Below are 21679 nucleotides of genomic sequence, written 5' to 3' on the forward strand. Positions count from 1 at the left end.
AAGTAATAAAGAAAATATGTATTTTGACGAATTGAAATTAAACGACAACGTGCTCGACGCACTTTATGATATGCGTTTCGACGCTTGCACGCCGGTGCAAGAGAAGTGCATCCCTGAAATCTTGAAAGGGAACGACGTTTTGGGCGTGGCCCAGACGGGAACGGGCAAGACCGCGGCTTATCTGCTGCCCATATTGAGCAAGCTGGACGATGGAGGCTATCCGAAATCCTCCATCAATTGTGTCATCATGAGCCCTACGCGCGAGTTGGCGCAGCAAATAGACCAGGCCATGCAAGGTTTTGGCTACTATCTGAATGGCGTGAGCAGCGTGGCTGTCTATGGGGGCAACGACGGCAACAGGTACGATCAGGAATTGAAAAGTCTGCAACTGGGTGCCGACGTAGTCATCGCGACCCCCGGCAGATTCATCTCCCACATGAGTCTCGGCAATGTAGACATGAGCAAAGTCTCGTTCTTTGTGTTGGACGAGGCGGACAGAATGCTCGACATGGGCTTTTCAGAGGATATCATGAAGATAGCATCAAAGCTGCCCAAGACATGCCAGACCATCATGTTCTCCGCCACCATGCCTCCCAAGATTGAGGAGTTGGCCAAGACGCTGTTGAAGAACCCGGTGGAGATAAAGCTGGCCGTCAGCAAACCTGCCGAGAAAATCAAGCAGAAGGCATACGTGTGCTATGAGACCCAAAAGATTGGAATCATCAAAGACATATTCAAAAGCGGTGACTTGAAGCGTGTCATCATCTTCTGTGGAAGCAAGCTCAAAGTGAAGCAGGTGAACGGCGCCTTGCAGAAGCGCAACATCAAATGCGGAGAAATGCACTCCGACTTGGAGCAGGCGCAACGAGACGACATCATGTTCAAGTTCAAGAGCGGTCAATTGGATGTGCTTGTTGCGACGGACATCGTGGCACGAGGCATTGATATTGACGACATAGCCATGGTCATCAACTATGATGTTCCGCATGACGCAGAGGATTACGTACACAGGATTGGCCGAACGGCCAGAGCCGACAGGGACGGAGTGGCGATAACTTTCGTCAGCGACGATGACATGTTCTACTTCAAGCAGATTGAGAAGTTTTTGGACAAGGAGGTTGACAAGTTGGAATTGCCGGAAGGATTGGGCGAAGGCCCGGAGTATGTCGTTTCGGGTAGACCCAAGAAGTCGGGAAGCGCCAAACAGCGTCGCAGAAAAGACCGGGAACAAACCGCCCACAAGCGCAAGCCGAAGCAGAATGCAGGCAATGACAAGCGCAGAGGGGAAGAAGGACAAAAGAGCAAAGACCAAGAGGCGACTTCGGAGCAGCCGGCGGCAGTAGGTCCGAACGGAGACACTCCCGGCAACAAGCGTCGCCAGAGTCGTTCCCGCCAGCGCAGTCCCAAGGAGGAAAGGCCGGAAACTGCAACCGCCAATGCGACAGGGACGGCAAGAAGGGAGAGGAATGCCACCGACAACGCAAACAGAAGGAATCCCAAATACAACAGGGACGGCAAGAAATATAACGCGCAACGCAAACCAAATGACAATGCGGGAACAGGAAGGAGGCCGAAAGGCAACATGCGTACACCTAACGCTTCGCCGAAGCCCACAAATAATTCCCGACATGTGGCGCAGCAAGAGAACGGTATCAAGAAGTTCTTCAAGCGCATATTCGGCCTAAAGAAGTAAAATATTGCTGTTTGAGGAAACCCTAAAGGCGATATTCAACAAGGCATTGCGTGAAGGTTTGACAACATTCAATCCTGTGCATAGCCTTAGGATGTATGCAGAAAATGCTTGTGCTCAAATTAATCTGCAAGACTTGTTTGAGCACAGGCTATTTCATGTTGGTCATGGTGTATTGCGCATGCAACTGCGCAATACACCATGACCATATTTTAATGAACCGATTTAAGGGTAAGCGTTCGGTTTCCAACCTGTCCCCAAAACAGATAAGCCAGTGCCCCTTTGAGAAACGGTCCCCGACATACCACTTTCAACAATGGGATCGTATTCGCCTCTTCCAACAAGCCTTAATATACAGCTTGCTGTTTCTCCCCAAAATGAATGGCTTCATCAATCCAACCTTCCGCAACCGTTCCCGTACCAAGGCCGAAGCCGTGTGAAAGACCTTTATAAACATGAAATTCGGTGGGAATGCCCAAAGCCGACATGCTTTCCAATCTACGTTTCATCGTTCGCCAATCAGCTATCCAATCATTGTCACCTACACAGGCGTAAGTTGGCGCATCATTTTTGGAATATTCGCTCATGCCTGTGTATTGCATAATGACCGTTCCCGCGTTAGGGAGCAAATCGCCTCCGAATGCTGCCGTACCGTAACTTCCCACCCACGCAGCCATGCGCGCTCCTGCCGAGCCGCCCCAAAGAGAATAGCATGTGGTGTCAACCCTTAATTCCCCGGCATGCTTAAAGATGAAGCTGATGGCACGCGAAAGATCTTCGCATGCAGTCTGTGCGCCCGGCCGGTATATCAAGGCAAAAGCATTGTAGCCTCGTTTCGACAGTTCAAGGGCGTGAGGGAAACTGTCGTGCATGGCACCAACATAGGCAAAGCCACCACCGGCATTGCAAACGGCAAAGCGTGCACCAGGCTTTCCTCTGAAAAAGAACAGTCCGGTATTCCGCTTGCGCTTGTCGGCCTGCTTCTCCGCATCGGAATAGATGTCGTAGAAAATTACATTCCCTTTGTCAGCCTGCGATTTCATATAGTTCACAATCTCCACCGTCTTGTTCGGATTTATATTGTTGTACCACGTGAAGCCGAGGCTTTTTAGGGTGTTACCACTCATGTATCCATAATCGGTCGGGAAGATGAGTCTGCCAAAACCTCTGAAGGCTGAATGGTTCTTTACTTCTTCCACCGTGCTGTTCAGCGTAAAATAGGTCTGCTCCATGTCACCTTGGCTTTTTAATCCTACATTATTCTGTCCGCAAGAACACCATGGAAGAACTATTGCAAACAGCATAAGGTTTCTCATATTCCTTTATCTCACCTTTCCGGACAATGCCCGCGCTTCTTTCCTGTTGGTTGCCATGCCCTCGTAAGAAAAGCCATAGAGACTTGCAAACCGCTTCATGGTGTATTCGCCGTCCTTGAGCATCCATTCTTCGGGAGCAGCTCCCTGATAGATGAAGAAGAGCTTTCGCCCTTTCAGTTCTCCCTGCTGTACCGGGCCATAAAAGCGGTCGAGCAAAGTACGGACTGAACCTGCCATATTGTGCCAATATACCTGAGAACCAATAACGACAATCTGTGCTTCCTTCAGCTTTGACATCACTTCGTCAAACTGTTCGCCATCCAAAGTCTGACCGTACACATTGATACGATAATCTGTCAGGTTCAGTGTTTCGAAATCCTTACCTCTCAAAAGTTCTTTGGCAAGTGCCGCCGTATTTCCATTTACATTCGGACTGCCATTGATAAATAGAATCTTATTCGTTTCCATATTATTTTCCTTTCCTTTATGGCTTGTCGCCAAAGCAGAAAACGCAATGACAACAAGTAATAAGAATGTTACAATTAAGTTTTTCTTCATCTCTTTAGGTCTATTCATTGTTTCTTCTATCTAATTTCTTCCTTTGATTTACTCGTGGTGACAATATAAGCACCCACCAAGACGAGTGCTGCTGCAATGGGCTTGTCAATGGAGAAGTTGTCCTGTCCCACGATGATGGCAATGACCGACGCCACGACCGGCTGAAGATTCATATATACACTGACAGTTGTCGGACGCAGATATTTCATGCCATAGGGCATTAGAAAGTAGCTGCACACTGTTGCAATAAACACTACAAACACCACTTCTGCCAATCCTATCCAATTGAATGTTGATGTGAACAGTGTTTGCTTGTCAAGCTCACTGACACCAAAGGGCAACAGAATGATGGAGGTGAAAAGAAACAGCCATTTCATCTGGGTGACAGGACCATACTTCTGTGATATCTTTCGCATGATGATCAGGTAGAAAGCCCATGCCGTGATACTGAGAATGGCAAAGGCAATGCCCTGTGCATCATTGACACCATGAGCCGACTTGCCATTCATGATGATAACCAATGCCCCCAACACACCAACAGCAACACCAATGGTCTTCTTGCTTGTAATGGGTTCTTTCAGTATGAGTGCCGACAACAACATCGTAACCACCGGGCAAAGAGCCAATATCAATGAGAAATAGACGGGACTGGTAAACAGAAGACTCTCTGCCGTAAGATACTGCGAGAGGATAAATCCTGTTATTCCGCCACATGCAATGAGCAAAAGATCTTTCTTTTCAACCCTTTCAGAAGGAAGGAACATGCCTATCGCCCAAAAGAGAACAGCTGCGATGAACGTTCTTGAAGACATGTAGCCCATCGGTGTCATCCAGCGAGCCAACAAGTCTGCCGTTATAGGAACGTTCACGCCGAAGATGACATTTGCAAGCAATATGGCGGCATTGCCATTTATCTTTTCCCTTGTCATAGCCATTCTCCATTTGATTGATACCGCATTTATTTGCCCAATGAAGTAAGGAACTCCACAGTCTGGGGATCATAATGCGAGAAGAAGAGACTCTTTCCAGTATCCAGCTTTTCGATAGCCTTCATGTCTTCTTCGTTGAGCGAGAAGTCGAAGATATCCAGGTTTTGCTCCATACGTTCTTTATGGGTCGACTTGGGTATCAGCACGACACCTCGTTGCAAGAGATAGCGGAGTGCCACCTGGGCCACGCCTTTTCCATGCCCACTGCCTATTTCTGCCAATGTCTCATTCTTGAAGAAATCGTTCCTTCCTTCTGCAAACGGTCCCCATGACATGATCTGGCAGCCGTACTTCTCCATATATTCCTGTGCGACAATCTGCTGATTGAACACGTGCGTCTCCACCTGATTGACAGCCGGCTTCACTTCTACGTTTGCTTGAAGGTCGATGAAGCGGTCCGGATAGAAGTTGCTCACGCCGATGGCACGCACCTTGCCTTCACGGTAAGCACGTTCCATAGCACGGTAGGTGCCGTAATAATCACCAAATGGCTGATGGATGAGGAGCAGGTCGATATAGTTGGTCTGCAACTTCTCAAGACTTTCCAAAATGGAAGCGTATGCTTTTTCCTCACCGGCATTGGATATCCAGACTTTTGTTACGATGAAGAGTTCTGCACGAGGCACCCCACTCTTGATGATGGCATTGCCCACACCTTCCTCATTCCGATATGCTTGGGCTGTGTCAATCATTCTGTAGCCCACGCTGATGGCGTCCAGCACGCAGCGCTCAGCCTCCGAAGGTGCCACCTGATATACACCATAGCCGACTTGCGGCATTTTTACTCCATTGTTTAATGTTACGTAATTCATATTATTCCTTATTTTTATTTGTTATTTTATTGATGATGCAAAGTTACGATGATATTTTCAGAGAACTATTTCACATTTTCTTGTGCTGTTTTCTCAATTTCATTTTATCATTAAAGACTACTTATAGGATTGTTTGAGAATATCAACAATTCCCGCATGAGAGAGTGGCTTGCGGTCTGCTGCAATTAGTCTACCCATGGTCTCAACAGCATTGGTGGCCATCTTTTCAAATTCCTCCGGCACAATACCGTAGTCGCTCATCTTCAGTTCATCTACATGGCAAGCCTTCTGTAGATTGGCAAGTGCCACGATGAAGTCTTCGGGCTTGGTTGCATCCGCTTTTCCTAAAAGTTTGGCCATGTTGACAAATCGTTCGTCACACACATGCTGGTTGATGATCGTGGTATAATAGGCTATGCTGATCATGATGAGTCCGGCACCATGGGGCAGATTCTGGTGATAGGCACTCATGGCATGCTCGATGCTATGTTCAGCAGTACAAGTAGATGTCATCATGCTATAGCCGGAAAGCGTATTGGCAAATGCCATACGGCTGCGAGCCTCCATGTTTCCGCCATCCTTGAATGCAATGGGTAGGTATTCGCCTATACTACGAATAACGGTTTCTTCCACCATATCTCCAAAGATGTTGCTCTTGTTGCAGACATACCCTTCGGTTGAATGGAACAGTGCGTCGAACCCTTGATATGCCGTAAACATGGGAGGAACGCTCGTCATCAGCTCCGGATCGACGATGGCTATTGTTGCAAAAAGTCGGGGGTCGCCAACACCAACCTTTTCATTGGTTTCGGGATTGCTGATGACACCGGCACAATCAACCTCCGAACCTGTGCCCGCTGTTGTGGTGATGGCAATGAAAGGCAGAGGATTATTCTTTGCCACCATCCTCTTTCCCGTACCGCTGAAGACATAATTCCACAGGTCGCCGGGGTTGGTGGCGTTGAGACAAATGGCTTTCGTGCAGTCGATGACCGAACCGCCACCAAGAGCTACGGCAAAATCACAGTTGTTTTCACGTGCAAACATTGCACCCTCCTCTGCCGTGCCCTTGAGAGGATTGGCTTGAACCTTGTCAAAAACGACAGAAGCAACTCCTGCTTTCTCCAATTCTTTTACCGTGCGGTCAAGATACCCATTGACACGGGTGGATTTACCATTGGAAATGACCAACAAAGCCTTCTTGCCTGGAAGTTGCTGATTATGAAGTTCATTGAGTTTTCCTGCTCCGAACATAACGCGAGTAGGGATGTTGAAATCATAATTTAAATTCGTCTGTATCATAATTGCTATTATTGAGTTTTAATTCTGGTGCAAAGATACAGCAACTTTTTCATGAGACTATTTCACATATTTCGCCAGAATTTTCATATTTCTACGCAAAAGTCTTGTAAGGGTCAAAAACAATCATAGATTTACCCCATGATTACAGAGATGAATTGGATTTGGTCTTTTCCGATGACTTTCATAGCATTAACAGTTATGAAAATCGACATGCGTGCGTTCATATGATATGTATAGAAGGCGAAGGAAGCCTGGTATTCAATGATTGCCGATGCAATGAATTTCACATCGCCATCCTACTCCAGTCGCTATCGCACCAGGCAACGGGGAATGTCTCCAAGCAAATATCGTAGAGGCTTGCAGCCAAATAAATGAAGTTATTGCTGTCCGATAGACATTTTCCGCATATAATCCTACTGAAAAAGGTTTCTCGTCTCAAATCCATAAACATTACCACCAAAATCGGCCATATAAAGCCAACCATTAGCAACGGCTACCGTTGAGAAAATAGGAACACCCGTCTGAAACTTCCATACCGGTTTTCCCGTTTTTCGATGTAGTCCATAGAGATAGCCATCTGAAGCACCGATAAATACAACTTCTCCCTGCAAAACAGGACGCGTTTCGACCGTAGCAGAAGGAGGACGCGTATAAGGTGACGTGTAGATTAAAGCAGGAGATGTTTGAAAACGCCATTTCTCCTCCAACGTTTCTTTATTCAAAGCTACTACTCCTCGTTGAGCTGTACCGAAAATAATCTCGTCATCGGTTATCAATGGAGCCGTATTGACATCCACTCCATACCCTAATGATTTATGAACAATGATGTGACCAGTATGGCCATCAATAAGAAACAACGACTTACCGGAAAGCAAATAAAACTGTTCGCCACTCCAAGTAACCGATCCTGAACGATAACGAAGTTCCTTATCTTTCTTCTCCCACAGCATTTTACCTGTACGGGCGTCATTAGCATACAATCCTTTCCAGTTGGCATGACCAATCAAAATATGTTGGTGAAGCGACAACGTGGCCACACAACCTTCTCCTCGCGACCATTCCTTATTTCTCCACAATAGTTTCCCGTCAGATATTTGTAACGCGCACAAAGATAATCCTGTGCCGGCATACACAACATCGCCCACTGCCAACAAGCCATCATTCAATCCCGGCAACAAGCCAATGCCCAAGTTTTTCTCCCAATTCAATTGTCCCGTCAATGCATCAACAGCATACAACGAACCATAGACATCTTGTGCCAACACATAACCTTTAGAAACCGCAATACTACTTCGCACAGAACCGCGAATGGGATACTTCCAGCAGATTGCTCCAGTATTGGCATCCAAGCATACTAAGGCCGATTTGCCTGTTCCATTCTCATCAATGGTTGCTAAATAGACTTTGTTTTCCTGAACGACAGGTGCCGTCATATAAACCGAAGCACCAACATTCCGCACCCATGACAAACGCATGGGAGCCGGTTGTTCTAAAAGTCCATTAAAAAACGAACGCTTTGTCCTCTTTACCTCGCCATTCTTAAAAGTAGCCTGCACCTCTATGGTCACCTTGCGGTTGTTCCATTGCGAAGCTAACTCCAGCTCCGCATACCACGTAAAGTCGCTCTGCGGCTGCATAAAACGAAGAGAAGTTATGGGGCGACCTTCACACGTGCAGCGATATTGCACTGATTGTACCGGAGATACAGACGAATAGGCATTCACAGACAATGGAATTTTTCCCGAAGATAACTTCGGACGCTGCAATCCATTCAAAGAAGCGATCTGCACATAAGCAGGCAGATAGCTGTAACGCATCTCGGAAGTCGTCTTCCCCTTAGCGTCAACAGCTAATACCCGAAAAGCAGAAGTGGCATGATCAATGCCTCCGCCTGCAGGTGTAGCGGTACAAATGAGATTCATTTTCGTAGCAGGATGCTGAACCTGATGATGAATATGCCAATGTCCATAGAACCAGTTCTTCACTCCTCTTGCGGGCAAATCTATATATTCAGTCGGACTGATTCCATAGCGAAACGTGATAGTATCTTCGGGTATGCTATGATTGAAGAATACGATTGGTCTGCCTTTTTCCACCAAGGCCAAATCATTCTTCAACCAGCGATATACATCTTCTTTCCGATAACTAGGACGATGGTCTCCTTGAAGCATCGGTGTCATCACATAATGGACAGTTCCCATATCAAAAGAGTAAAACACGGGGCCATAGATTTTTTCATAAAGTTCTTCTCCATAAGCTCCCTTTACCAAATCATGATTGCCAATGCCATAAAACACCTGAGTATTATCCATCAAACGAGTATTCAGAATCCGAATATGACTTTTCAAACCTCCTTCGTAACAAATATCTCCTGTATGAACGACAAAGGCTATTTTCTCATTGTCGGCATATTCACACAGTTGACGTGACCACATGTCATGTCCTTCCTCCGTAGATATCTCCGTATCAGACAGATGGATGAATTGATGACTGCCATCTGACTTTATTCCCACAGAACAAGGATACAACGCAAAATCATACGAAGACGTTCCTTTCCTTACTTGTTGATAAAACGCATTAAAAGTCTTGTAGCCCGAAGGCGTTGTAATAAACAGAAAGCGCATACGCTCATGCCCCGGCAAGAGATAAGTTCCTTTTGCATCTGTCTGCACTACATGCAAACCATCAGACACCGCCACTTTCGGAAGCAACTTATCTCCTTTGTCATATACGCCATTCCAATTTCGATCTTCAAACACTCTACCCGTATACTGAGCATAAAGAGGGAATGGAATAGTTAGCAAAAGCATCAACAAACACACAACTTGAAAGAATGTTTGTTTACTTCCATTCGTATAACTTACACTCCAAGCAGTTTCCTTTTCGTATATATACATATTTCTGTATTCAAAGAAAATCATATTATTATCTTGTATCAGCTAAGTAAATTTTATACAACTTTCATCCTTTCGATAAAAAATAAGTTGTCGTTACACTTTGCGGCATCTATATCAAAAGCCTTTTGTTAATTGAATATTGATGGAGGTCTGTTGGCGGACAGCAACTTTCTTTTCTGTATACCCTTTTTTCGAAAACAAAAGAGTATCATTATCTGCAACCTTTATCTTATAAAGTCCTTTAGAATCGGTTTTTGTCGCAGCACCTGTCTTCAGACATTTCACCAGATATCCTGCCACAGGAGTTGCTTGCACATCACGCACACACCCTTCTATCATGAGTTGCCTGCTTGAAATAATGGCTTGCTTTTTAGACGTTTGTACTTCGGAATCTCTAAACTGCATGTCCATAACACCAACAGTAACTGGCAATGTGTGATATATATGATCAGAAGCAGTACCTACTTGTATTTCAAAAACACCAGGTTCTAACATCCGCTGACCGAAATTATCGGTAAGATATAACTCTGTAACAGGCACTTTTATCACAGTTTCTATTGTTTCCCCCGGACAAACATCTATTTTAGAAAATCCTTTCAACTGCTTCACAGGTGTAACAACCGAGCTTACTACATCGCGCACGTAAACCTGCACAACCTCTTTACCCTTAACCGGCCCTGTATTCTTCACCGCCACAGTCACGTTGATGGTATCAAAAGGCTGATACTGCTTTTTATCAGTCACGGCATGCGAATAAGCAAAAGAAGTATAACTCAATCCATGTCCGAAAGCCCAAAGAGCGGTTGGATCTGAAAACACATAATCTCTACCTGGTTTCTCGTATGTTCCCGGTTCCTTATAAAATCCCTTGTCGGTAGGTAAATGGTTATAATACGCTGGCAGATGGCCTGTACTCTTAGGGAAAGAGAAAGATAATTTGCCAGAAGGATTGACACGTCCGAACAACACATCTGCAATAGCATGGCCCTCTTGTTCTCCGCCATACCATTGAGCCACTATCGCAGGAATATGCTCTTTCACCCAAGGCATGGCGAAAGGCTTTCCTGCCACCAACACCACAACCACCGGTTTACCCGTAGCATATACCCGTTTGATGAGTGTTTCCTGTGCGCCTGTCAGCGATATATCGTTCAGATCAATACCTTCTCCACTTGTGGATGGTTCTGCGCTATGCCGCACAAAAGCCGTACTCGAACTACCCACAAATACCAATGCGACATCACTCTTCTTAACAGCCTCAACGGCTTCGGCAATCCCTGTCGTGTCCATAGAAGCCAACGAACAGCCTTTTGCATAATGCACTTTCACTTTCCCTTTTAATAGCTGACGAATACCTTGTAACGGAGTAACTCCATCTTCCTTGTTTTTACTCCAAGTATAATCACCAAACTGCACATAATCGGCATTAGGGCCTATCACCGCTACTGATTTTAGTTCCAATGGATTCAAAGGAAGTAGTTGATTCTGGTTCTTCAGCAACACAATAGATTCTTCAGCAATTCGCCGACTTAACGCTACACTTTCGGGTGCACGCAATGCCAACCGATAAGTTGTTTTATCCAAATAGGGATCTTCAAACAACCCCAACTCAAACTTAGCAATTAAGACTCGTTTCACAGCTCGGTCTACAATCTTTACATCAAATGCGCCTTTGCGAATTTGCTCTATTAAAGAAAGATAGCAGCTACTGGACGCTTCCACATCCACACCTGCCTCTAATGCCTGACGGGCAGCATCGAAGTTAGAACTTGCTGTATGATGAAATGTTTTCAACATATCAATCGCTCCCCAGTCAGAATAGACATAACCTCGAAATCCGAACTTATTACGTAAGATTTCGGTCAACATAAAATGGGAAGCGGAATTGGGCGTGCGATTCCAGGAATTATAACTCGACATCACCGCTAAAACACCCGTTTGAGCACAAACGGCTTCAAACGGCTTCAAATAGATATCAAACAAATCACGAATTCCACATTCTACCGATGCTAAATTCAATCCTCCTTGCGGATTGCCATGCGGACCATAATGCTTCAACATGGGAGAGATACCATGGTCTAAATAGCCTTTCACCTCGGCAACTGCCATCTGAGAACAAAGAAAAGGATCTTCTCCAAAAGATTCCTCCACCCGTCCCCAACGCAATTCACGTACTACATCAATACAAGGAGCCAGAACTTGTTTCACTCCCATCGTATTCAGTTCTCCTGAAATATGCTTTGTCTTCTGGTAAGCAAGAAACGGGTTAAACGTACTTCCCAAAGCTATATTTTGCGGATAGATTGTAGCTCCCTCGTGTACCACGCCATGCAATGATTCCGCTACAGGCAAAGCAGGAATACCCAAACGAGTATTCTCTACTAAATACGTCTGTATTTCCCTAAACGTCTTTTGACAATTAGCAGCTGTCAACGGAAAACCTTCAAAAAAACCATAACTAATGCCCGAGCATTTTTTTTCTAACTTATCTTTATTCAACTGTTGACCATCAAATACATCCCATGAATGTAGATGACGAATCTGTGCGACCTTCTCCTCTAAGGTCATGCGGAAAAGCAAGTCCTCAGCCCGCGCCTCAGCAGGAAGCAATGGATTTTGATACGGCAATGCCTGCTGGGCATACCCAGCCAACATCCCCCCAAAAGCACCAGCTAACAATAAACATTTCTGTTTTTTCATGTTTCTATCTTACAGAATAAGCAAAACCTGCTACATCGTTTGGGCTTTAATTTCCTAATTTAAACAAATGACTCTTGGGATAACTGAACGTATTGTCTTGCATCCAACGTCCTTTATAAATCTTCGCGCCTCTAATAGTAAAGATTTTCTTGCCTTTCTCATTAATCAAACCGTCTGACCACCATTCTGTAGTTGGATACAACATCAACATCCCCTCTTTACTATCAGAAACACTCTTCACTGCATAAAACGGAAAAATTCTCTCCAACGTTTTCGTTTCTATGTCATATTGCCAAACTGTTTCGTTAGTAGTCAGCCACAAGCTATTCTCTTTATTTTGAACAGGGAACAAGTCATGTCCACAAGATTCTGTTTTCGGCAATTCCGTAATCAGAGTTTTATCCAACAACATCGGAGCCTTGCTGTCATTATTATATTTATAAGAATACAATGCACGATCTTGAGTTGTATACAATACGCTCCTCTTTCTATCCCACACTACATTGTGGGCACTTGGTAATTCATAAGACGCATGGAATTTACCAAAACCTTTAATGGTATCAGTCACAAACGTACGCAACTTACTGTCTGTCGAAGAAACAGCTACAATATTCCCATCAGGCAACAACTCTGCCGAGTGAGGATTACTTCCTACCTGGGCATAATACATCAACTTACTATCTGCAATACGAATCAGCGCCACCGCTCCTCCGGAAGCCGTCATCAAAATATATTGACTATTATATACGGGCTTTACTTCACTTGGATTTGTAAACCAAATTTGATGTTCAGCTGGAACTCCTGCTTGAACAGCATTCCATGACCACACTTTCTGATATGTATCTGCATCAATAATAACTACTGATTTTGTTGCCTGCTCAGCTAATACGATGGAACGCATAGGTATCTTCACAGTTTTATTGGGTAATACAGGATCATTTTCTGAACTACAACATAAAAACAATATAACACTAAGAAATATAAAGATAATATTTTTCATACTTATAAAATATTTAAAATGAATATAGAAGGCAACCGCTCCTTAGTCGCAACCGTTGCCTTCTTTGTCTACATATTATTTATCAAGTGGATGATATTCAAAGGCTCCTACATCGACTATATTATCCCAAATGCGAAGTGAACCTAATATATCACAAGTCAAACCCAGCTTGCCGATTTCCTTATTTGAGCCTGCATTAATCAAAGGAGATGTTCCTTGCAACAGATAATCACTCTTTGTCGGATTCACAAAACGAGGACCATTCACTGCGCCATTATCAGCATTCAACGTTATACAGCCATCAGTAGATAAAGGTGTAAAACCTTTATTAAATACATAACCATCTTGCACGGCACAATGAATGAACTTAGCATTCTTATCACTATCAAGGTAACCTTGATGATTTGCTCCGCGTGTATGTTTATTACCCCAAATCACCGTATTAACTACGACGACATTCTTTCCCCCTAAACGCAGGCCGGCACAACCGCCTCCACTTTCATTATTCACAATGGTAACATTATATAAATTCGTACCCGATGCATTAACAGTAGAAGATGTTGTCTGAGTCGTATTGTTACAAATCAGCACATTGATTAGTGTAGCATTTGCAAAATAGCCACCTGCATCTCGATAAGCCGTATTATTACGAATAATACAATTACGAATCACCCAGTTGTCGTAAATAGTCATCGTACCTTCTCCTTTCTTTACATTTGATCCTGTAAATACAAATCCATCGATATAACGAGTTGTACCTTCAATCTTATAACCATAAATAGAAGGCCACGGATTCTTCGGAGCAGCAATCAATATAGACTTGTTATTCAAATCACGGTCAACCAACTTCGTTTCTGTACCCTTGAATCCACCATATATATTAATCTTGCGGAATGTTGTATAGTCTTTCAACTGATACTCACCAGCTGCCACCCACAATTCCATATCACTATAGTCGCCGCAGACAGCCAAAGCATCTTCAATTCGGCCAAAAGCCCTTTCCCAACTTGTACCATCACCATTAGACCCTTTCTTTACATATACAGTGCGACTAAAAGCACGTTGAGTAATCCACAATGTATCGGACACAACCACTTTATTTCCTTTGTTTCTCACCACGACAGAAGCCGTACGTTCTTCAACGCCGTCATTCGGTTTCACAGACAAAGAAATATTGATATCCTGCACAATATCACCTGTAAATTCCGGATACTGTGCTACAGTAACCCAATTATCAGATGCTACACATTCAAATGGAACATTTACGGATATCGGTAAAACCAACGAATGAGCTCCTTTCATCAAGATTTTATCTTTTTCTTCTTTCGTCAGCGGAATAGACAACATCCTTTCTACATTACTCTGAACGATGGTCAGCTTGGTTTCCGTACTTCTTTCCGCATCGGTCAACGTCACAACTTGTTTCACCTCTTGTCCTGTTGTATTCTTAGATACTTTAACCTTCAAATGTTCTTTGTCAACCTTTTCAAACGTAATACCATTCGTTTGTCCTTGGTCGACCAGCCAATCCAAATCGGTCACCACATCTAGCATGGCTTCACCTCCATTTACATTGAAACAAAGTAATTCCTTTGACAAGGTAATCAACGATCCACGGCCATTCTGCTTTACAGAAACGTGCTTACTCATCTGATCCATCAGACGGACTTCAATCCATCCTTCTCTCTGTTTCATTTCCGGATTTTCCTCCAGTTCCATCACTATAGAGTCTGGCTTCAATGCCTGCCCCCGATAACGGTATAACTTAATCCAAGCTTCAGAAGCTTCGGCAAACCAAGGATAAGTGGAACGAAGTTTCACTACTTGACGAGAACTTGAAGGGGCCACCACCAGCTCCTCTTCTATATTCAAATCGGGGTCTACCCTACGTACAAGGTCTGAGTCGCAACATGCAACTAAACTTACCAATATGAGTAGCCCTAATAGTGCACTCCATAAATGATGAAGTTTTATATATCGCTTTTTCATACTATTCATCTGTTAATTGTTTTTCTCTACTACCTGTATACCATTCAACACTGCTCTGGCCGGATTGTCTGATGGTTTGTTCATCAATTCGAAGGACAATGGTAGACCTGCCTGCTCTACCCTACGTACCATCGTTGTAGAACCTCCTCCATCTAAATTCAAGGCCTGATAGCAACCTGCTCCCTTGCAAAGAAGCATCATATCTTCCAGACGCATGCCATTGGAATAATCACTCTGACGACCGTCAATCACAAACAAAAATACTTTCTTATAATCTTTAGAAACGCCCACAAATGTACGAGGATAAAATTGCATGGAATTATCATTCACAGTAAAGTTGCCAACAGGTTTTCCATCTTCCACTAAACACTGCCAGCCACCAACCGCATTTGTCACCCTACTTTCCTGCAATTGAAATTCAGGAATCAAAGAAATATGGGCGGTACCATCATCCAAGATATAGAATACATAATTTGCTTCTGCGTCTTTCAACGTTTTGATGGCAACCCCATCCTTATAACATAATCCATTCGTGTACCAACTACCATCTTTAGCTTTACCATAATAATCGCCATTAGTGGCCAGGATTACCTTTCTTCCTGCTTCTTCTGCCTTCATTGCCTGTTCGGCTATGGTTTGAAGCTTTGTCCCATAGCTGTTCTTATTATCCGGAGTAGAAGTAACTAATGTCACATTTTTATTCAAATCTACTTCTGCAATAATCATACGGGTAGGTTTGGTACAATAGGTAAAAGTCACATCAGTAATATGTACTCCTGCGTGCAATTCGTACACCTGCTCTTTATCAACAGACTGAATGAGTGGTACATTTTCAGCAATCCCTTGAGTAATAGGAAGTGTTGCCCCCTTAAAAGGAACGCCTTCATCATTATTGGAGCAACCGCACGAAAGAACTACGGCTGACAACAATACGATAGAGCGAAAGAATTTCGCTATATCTAAAACTAAGTTTTTCATATATCTTTATTAAATTCGTTATAAGTTATCATTACCAACCAGGATTCTGTGGAAGCAGATTCGGATTCAATGAAATTTCATTTAACGGAATGTTATACAAATAATTCTTCTCCTTAAAATTCATCGTATAAGGCGAACGCTTCGTATACGGAGTAATGAATCCATCTTTGTCAAAACCAACTTGTTCGCGGATGATAGCTATTTCTTTTTCTGTATATAGTTTCGAGTCCATCTTTGCGCCACGGCGTTCACGATTATACACCACTTCACCTACATTCCAACGACAAACATCATCCCATCGATACCCTTCCGCAAAAAGTTCTATACGACGTTCACGACGGATTTCTCGAATTAAATTCTTATTGGGACCTTGTACATTCGGATATTTGGCCACCAAATCAGGGTCTTCTATAGGATTTTGATTCAACTTAACATTTAAACCTACACGAGCACGAAGTGCATTAATAGTCTTATCCAACTCTGGGTCTTTCCCTAATTCCGCACCAGCTTCGGCACGAATCAGCAATACTTCTGCATAACGCATCACCAAACAATCAATACCACCCTTGTGATTTCCTATCAAATGTTCAGAAGATCTATAGAATTTACACATTGCATAACCTGTACTGGTAGCACCATAGAACGTACGCTTGTCCGATCCTGGAAGAATAGAAAAGATATTGGGGGCTCCTCCTCTTATAGAACCGTCATCGGAACGGAACAAATAACGAGCATATTTGCTCCCTTTTTCTGGCAAGCAAAGAGTTTGAAGCAGGCGTCCATCACGGTTCTTCATTTCTCCAATGTATCCCATATTAGGATTATGACAACCACAAATGGAAATCGGTTTGCCTGTTTTAGCACACAGATATTCTTCAAAGCAATCACGACTCATACCAATTTCACTGTTCGGTATACTATTCGATATGTTATGTCCCATATTAATTACCGGATCATATTCACGAGATAAAATAGCTTCTGGATTATCATTATAATTATCTTGAATAAACAAATCAAAATAGCTGTTTTCTACCCCAGAATCTTTATAAAGTGCATAACCATAACCCATCAATTTACCGGCTGCATCGTAAGCTTCTTGTAAATATTCCACATCACCTTCCACCCCGCGATAACGCCTCCATGTGCCTTCATACAGACAAATTCGAGCCTTCAGCAATAAAGCTGCGTCACGACTTACCCGATAGACTTTAGTCTTTTTAGGCAAAAAATCAATGGCTTGATTAATTGTTTTCAAGATATTCCGCATCACTATTACACGTGAATCACGACTCTTAAACAATTCTGGATCATCCTTATTCAAAGTGTTGTCATACCAAGGAACATCACCAAAAAGACGTACTTTGTTGAAATAGTCCATCGCCTTAAAAAACAGAATTTCTCCTGCGTATTTCTTTTTGTCAATATCAGAAGCTGGAGATTTCTGATAATTTTCCAGAAAAGCGTTACATCCTCTGATGATGGACCAATCCCAATCGGAACTTTTAGTCATAACGACATTCTGACCAAATGTAATGGCACTCGGCCCTGCCGACAACAAATTGTCCGACTGGAATTCAGCAGTGATCATTGGGCCAAGATTCCAACTCAAAGGATCACCATGCCCTTTAATCAACTTTGGATAATATAGATTACAATATTGCTCCAGAGCAGTAGCATTGGAAGTTTCCCAAAAATGGTCACTGAAAATCACATCACCTGGTTCTGTATCCAAATAATTACATCCAGAAACCAAAAATGACAATAAACACACAAGTGAGATTATATGGTATTTCATAATGGACTATTTTAAAATGTAAGATTAATACCAAAAGAAAAACTCCTCATAAAAGCATATTGTTTACCTGAATTTTCTGTCATCAAGCCAACATCTTCACCTGTCATTTGATCAACAATATCAGGAGTCATGAAAGGTGGCAAGCCTGTTTTTTCCCAAAGATTCAAACCACTAACATACACACGAGCCTGCTCCAAATTCAATTTAGACAACCACTTTTTGGGAATGTTGTAGGTTACTGTAATATCTTTTAATCGAATATACGCCGCATTTTGCAAATATTTGCTTTGCACTTGTTTGCTGCGTTTATTGGCACTCCCTGTCAAACGAGGATAATATGCTTTCGGATTTTCATACGTCCATGTGTTGTCAATATGATATTGAGTAACACAAGAATTGTAAATGCCACGAGAAAATCCCCAAAAGATATCACTGCTTGTCCACATATCTCGCTTTCCTACTCCTTCAAAAATTGCTCGGACATCAACCCCATGCCATCTAACACTTCCCAGAAAGTTAAAACGATAGCGCGGAGTAGAGTTTCCAATGATTTTCTTATCACCCGGATTATCCAACGTCACGGTTCCATTATTAATTACCCCATCACCATTCAAATCCTTATAGCGGATATCGCCAGGGTACCATTTACTTGAAATGAATTTCTGCACATAATTCATACGGTCGGCTTCAAACTCATCTTGAATAAAACCATCGGTCACAAATCCCCAGATTTCTCCAAATTTATAACCTTTATAATACATGCTCAATGAACCATTTGGATTGTCGAATTTTGTAATTTCGGCCTGATAATCAGATAAACCTACCGTGAACGAATAATCCATCGAACTACCTAACACATTCTTTATACGATCTTTCCACGTAAGTTCTACTTCCCACCCTACTGTTCTCATATCGGCTACGTTTTCCTTGCCACCACTAGTGCCCAGCACAGCCGGTAAAGTTACAGAACGCACCATATTTTTTGTGTCACGAACATAGAAGTCGAAAGTTCCAGCCAAACGATTATTAAATAGTGACCAATCCAAGCCGATATTCTTACTTTCCACTTTTTCCCAAGTCACCAAACTCGGCAAAGTAGGAACATTCAGAGCATTAATTACCTTACCACCCATCATGTAGTTATTCAGCACCTTACCAGAAAGTATAGACATATAAGGATGATAACCGTCTGTAATCTGATTACCAAGGACGCCAATAGATGCTCTGACCTTTAGGTTATCTACAAACTTACTCAAGGGGCTAAAGAATTTTTCTTCAGAAATACGCCACCCCACAGAAGCAGACGGGAAGAAAGCCCAACGGTCATGCTTGGCATATTTTGAAGAACCATCATAGCGGCCATTCAATTCCAACAAATATTTACTCTGGTAGTCATAATTCAATCGAAAAAATGCTCCTTGAACCCTCCATATGTCATTCCCTTCATCATTATCTTTATAATTAATAGCCAAACTCGATATGGGAAGGTCATTGTTGTACAAGTCGGTCATGGTATATGCCGTAGAAGAATAACGCTTTTCTTCTTGATTATAACCGACCATCACAGTCATATTATGGCGTTCATTAAATACTTTCTTATATTCAGCCCATACATTGATGGCTTGATAAATATTGTTTGAATTGTAATTCTTTACATAGTTCGGAGTTTCTATTGTATATACCGGTCCTCCTTCTGGAAAAGTCTGCGTCATTTCTTTACGATGAAATTTCTGAATAGTTGAATAACGATTCCAAGAATAATCTCCCTTGATTGAAAGGCCTTTAATTGGATGTAAATCAAAGCGACCTGTATACCACTGGTCCCACGTATTCTTCCTATTACGTCCAGCCAATGCCATCTTGCCAATAATATTAAAGTTGCCACTATTCAGGTACAAGCCGGCAAAATCACCATTCGGCAAATAAATAGATAAAGTAGGGAACATACGATACACCTCATAATACCAAGTATAAGCAGACGAACCACCATTGTCCATATAAGGTTCATCATTCTTGATATTACTCATACGAGTAGAGAAACTCATATCTAACCAATTAGTCAACTTTGTATCAAAATTGAATGACAAGTTAAAACGCTTATAGGTATCATTGCCATAACGGAAAATACCAGATTGGTCTTTACAACCAATTGAAGCATAATAATTGTTACGTTCTGTACCACCAGAAAGGCTCACGTTATGCTGCTGCATGAAAGCTGCTTTGCGATAGAATTCACCCAGCCAGTTCGTATTACCCACATACGCCCATCCCGGATTACTCGGGCTATAATTAGAGTTCTGTATACCTTCGGTATCCACTAAAATGGCTGGATTGTTTTCTGGATCAGCAATATGAGCATCTAATGCTGCCATAAACTTTTCATTGAAATAATACCCCCCTGGAGTATCATACCCATATGCCTTGTTCCACATACGTGCCCATACGTCCGAACGGGGCATTTTTGGCAAACGAGCAGGAGAACTCCAAGACATATTGTTGCTGTAAGTCAGACGAGTCTTTTGATTGCGTTGGCCTTTTTTAGTCGTGACTAACATCACACCGAAAGCAGCGCGAGCACCATATACAGCAGCTGCCGACGCGTCTTTCAAAACAGACACACTTTCTACATCTTGCGGATTAATTAAAGACAAATCAGAAATTTCCATTCCATCTACCAAAATCAAAGCATTGCCACCATTCAGTGACGTATTACCACGAATGTTGATTTTAGCAGCTTGATTAGGCTGACCACTATTAAATGTAATATTCAAATTCGGAACTATCCCCTGCAACCCCTGTGCAATATTGCCAATTGGACGGTTTTCCAATATATCTCCCGACGCAGTAGTCACAGCACCTGTCAAGTTCAACTTCTTCTGGGTGCCATAACCTACCACAACTACTTCTTTCAAAGAAGCTGCACTTTCCTCTAATTTAATTTTCAAAAACCCAGTTTTATCTGTGACCCATATTTTCTTCGTACCAAAACCAATATACGAAGCCACGAGTAAAACGCGCTGCCCTGCCTTTGCCTCCAAAGAAAACACACCATCCAAATCGGTAATAGTACGAGTATTAGTTCCTTGTAAAGAAATATTAACACCCAACAAAGGTTCTCCATTCACATCTACTACCTTGCCGCTGACTTTATAATCAGCTTGAACATTTGCAACTTCCTTCGCAGCGTTCTCTTCATTCGCCAAATTAACGATAATCACTTGCCTACCTTTAATGGTATATCCCAAATTCCTTGAAGGGAGTATTTTCTCTAAAATAGACATTACTGACTCGTTATTTGTCTTGATAGTTATTTTTTCATGATTTCTCAAAACATCGTCTTTAAAAAAGAATACATATTCGCTTTCTTTTTCCAATGTTTTAAATAAAGTAGACAAAGGCTTGTTTATCAAATTTATTGATACACGTGTAGACTGAAGCAATAATAGAGTGTCATTTGCCCAAACTTTTGGCAAATAGGGCATTAAAAGAAGGCATAACAATAAAATCCGCCCAACATAGAAAGTTGTTTTTTCAGGTTTACTCCTCGTTTGAGAATATTTTTTCATATTTTGGTATTAAAGATTAGTGATTACTATAATGAGTTATATTCAATTAACTTGAGAGAGGCCGTATGATATTTCTCTGGTATTGAC

At 42.6% G+C, this 21679-nt stretch carries 13 protein-coding genes; 1 reads left to right on the forward strand and 12 read right to left on the reverse strand.

The window, feature by feature from the left end; all coding sequences use genetic code 11:
• Positions 1-16 precede the first annotated feature (16 nt).
• Entirely contained in the window at positions 17-1693 is a 1677-nt protein-coding gene (locus K334_RS0103895) for a DEAD/DEAH box helicase (protein WP_025880467.1), read from the forward strand.
• Positions 1694-2037: 344 nt separating this feature from the next.
• Here K334_RS0103895 and K334_RS0103900 read toward each other — a convergent pair whose 3' ends face one another.
• From K334_RS0103900 to K334_RS0103960, 12 genes are all read right to left on the reverse strand, one after another.
• Complete coding sequence (locus K334_RS0103900; RefSeq protein WP_202899923.1) at positions 2038-2922, reverse strand: alpha/beta hydrolase; 885 nt, start codon at positions 2920-2922, stop codon at positions 2038-2040.
• Positions 2923-3012: 90 nt separating this feature from the next.
• Positions 3013-3582 (reverse strand): flavodoxin family protein, encoded by a 570-nt coding sequence (locus K334_RS0103905; RefSeq protein WP_211225438.1) that lies wholly within the window; start codon positions 3580-3582, stop codon positions 3013-3015.
• A gap of 8 nt (positions 3583-3590) precedes the next feature.
• Positions 3591-4499, reverse strand: a complete 909-nt coding sequence (locus tag K334_RS0103910; RefSeq protein WP_027444548.1) for a DMT family transporter — start codon at positions 4497-4499, stop codon at positions 3591-3593.
• Positions 4500-4522: 23 nt separating this feature from the next.
• Entirely contained in the window at positions 4523-5365 is an 843-nt protein-coding gene (locus K334_RS0103915; RefSeq protein WP_025880461.1) for an aldo/keto reductase, read from the reverse strand.
• A 117-nt stretch (positions 5366-5482) separates the two neighbouring features.
• The gene (locus K334_RS0103920; protein ID WP_036889934.1) at positions 5483-6667 is read right to left on the reverse strand and encodes an iron-containing alcohol dehydrogenase; all 1185 of its coding nucleotides are present in this window, start codon (positions 6665-6667) and stop codon (positions 5483-5485) included.
• A gap of 413 nt (positions 6668-7080) precedes the next feature.
• Positions 7081-9477, reverse strand: a complete 2397-nt coding sequence (locus K334_RS0103930) for an outer membrane protein assembly factor BamB family protein (RefSeq protein ID WP_036889954.1) — start codon at positions 9475-9477, stop codon at positions 7081-7083.
• Between the two features lie 201 nt (positions 9478-9678).
• Positions 9679-12264, reverse strand: coding sequence for a glycoside hydrolase family 3 C-terminal domain-containing protein (locus tag K334_RS0103935; protein WP_027444551.1), 2586 nt, complete (start codon positions 12262-12264; stop codon positions 9679-9681).
• A gap of 46 nt (positions 12265-12310) precedes the next feature.
• The gene (locus tag K334_RS0103940) at positions 12311-13264 is read right to left on the reverse strand and encodes a DUF6528 family protein (RefSeq protein WP_025880460.1); all 954 of its coding nucleotides are present in this window, start codon (positions 13262-13264) and stop codon (positions 12311-12313) included.
• A gap of 75 nt (positions 13265-13339) precedes the next feature.
• Positions 13340-15262, reverse strand: a complete 1923-nt coding sequence (locus K334_RS0103945; RefSeq protein ID WP_248623499.1) for a choice-of-anchor Q domain-containing protein — start codon at positions 15260-15262, stop codon at positions 13340-13342.
• A 3-nt stretch (positions 15263-15265) separates the two neighbouring features.
• Positions 15266-16231, reverse strand: a complete 966-nt coding sequence (locus tag K334_RS0103950) for a phosphodiester glycosidase family protein (protein WP_025880458.1) — start codon at positions 16229-16231, stop codon at positions 15266-15268.
• A 31-nt stretch (positions 16232-16262) separates the two neighbouring features.
• Positions 16263-18026 (reverse strand): RagB/SusD family nutrient uptake outer membrane protein, encoded by a 1764-nt coding sequence (locus K334_RS0103955; protein WP_025880457.1) that lies wholly within the window; start codon positions 18024-18026, stop codon positions 16263-16265.
• An 11-nt stretch (positions 18027-18037) separates the two neighbouring features.
• The gene (locus tag K334_RS0103960) at positions 18038-21592 is read right to left on the reverse strand and encodes a TonB-dependent receptor (RefSeq protein WP_025880456.1); all 3555 of its coding nucleotides are present in this window, start codon (positions 21590-21592) and stop codon (positions 18038-18040) included.
• Positions 21593-21679 lie beyond the last annotated feature (87 nt).

This window comes from Segatella baroniae DSM 16972 = JCM 13447, assembly GCF_000426585.1.
Taxonomy (GTDB): domain Bacteria; phylum Bacteroidota; class Bacteroidia; order Bacteroidales; family Bacteroidaceae; genus Prevotella; species Prevotella baroniae.

What these genes read in the sequence shown, in the direction of transcription:
- K334_RS0103895 (WP_025880467.1), top strand. Translation starts at nt 17, where the DNA reads ATGTATTTTGACGAATTGAAATTAAACGACAACGTGCTCGACGCACTT.
- K334_RS0103900 (WP_202899923.1), bottom strand. Translation starts at nt 2,922, where the DNA reads ATGGAGCAGACCTATTTTACGCTGAACAGCACGGTGGAAGAAGTAAAG.
- K334_RS0103905 (WP_211225438.1), bottom strand. Translation starts at nt 3,582, where the DNA reads ATGAATAGACCTAAAGAGATGAAGAAAAACTTAATTGTAACATTCTTA.
- K334_RS0103910 (WP_027444548.1), bottom strand. Translation starts at nt 4,499, where the DNA reads ATGGCTATGACAAGGGAAAAGATAAATGGCAATGCCGCCATATTGCTT.
- K334_RS0103915 (WP_025880461.1), bottom strand. Translation starts at nt 5,365, where the DNA reads ATGAATTACGTAACATTAAACAATGGAGTAAAAATGCCGCAAGTCGGC.
- K334_RS0103920 (WP_036889934.1), bottom strand. Translation starts at nt 6,667, where the DNA reads ATGATACAGACGAATTTAAATTATGATTTCAACATCCCTACTCGCGTT.
- K334_RS0103930 (WP_036889954.1), bottom strand. Translation starts at nt 9,477, where the DNA reads ATGCTTTTGCTAACTATTCCATTCCCTCTTTATGCTCAGTATACGGGT.
- K334_RS0103935 (WP_027444551.1), bottom strand. Translation starts at nt 12,264, where the DNA reads ATGAAAAAACAGAAATGTTTATTGTTAGCTGGTGCTTTTGGGGGGATG.
- K334_RS0103940 (WP_025880460.1), bottom strand. Translation starts at nt 13,264, where the DNA reads ATGAAAAATATTATCTTTATATTTCTTAGTGTTATATTGTTTTTATGT.
- K334_RS0103945 (WP_248623499.1), bottom strand. Translation starts at nt 15,262, where the DNA reads ATGAATAGTATGAAAAAGCGATATATAAAACTTCATCATTTATGGAGT.
- K334_RS0103950 (WP_025880458.1), bottom strand. Translation starts at nt 16,231, where the DNA reads ATGAAAAACTTAGTTTTAGATATAGCGAAATTCTTTCGCTCTATCGTA.
- K334_RS0103955 (WP_025880457.1), bottom strand. Translation starts at nt 18,026, where the DNA reads ATGAAATACCATATAATCTCACTTGTGTGTTTATTGTCATTTTTGGTT.
- K334_RS0103960 (WP_025880456.1), bottom strand. Translation starts at nt 21,592, where the DNA reads ATGAAAAAATATTCTCAAACGAGGAGTAAACCTGAAAAAACAACTTTC.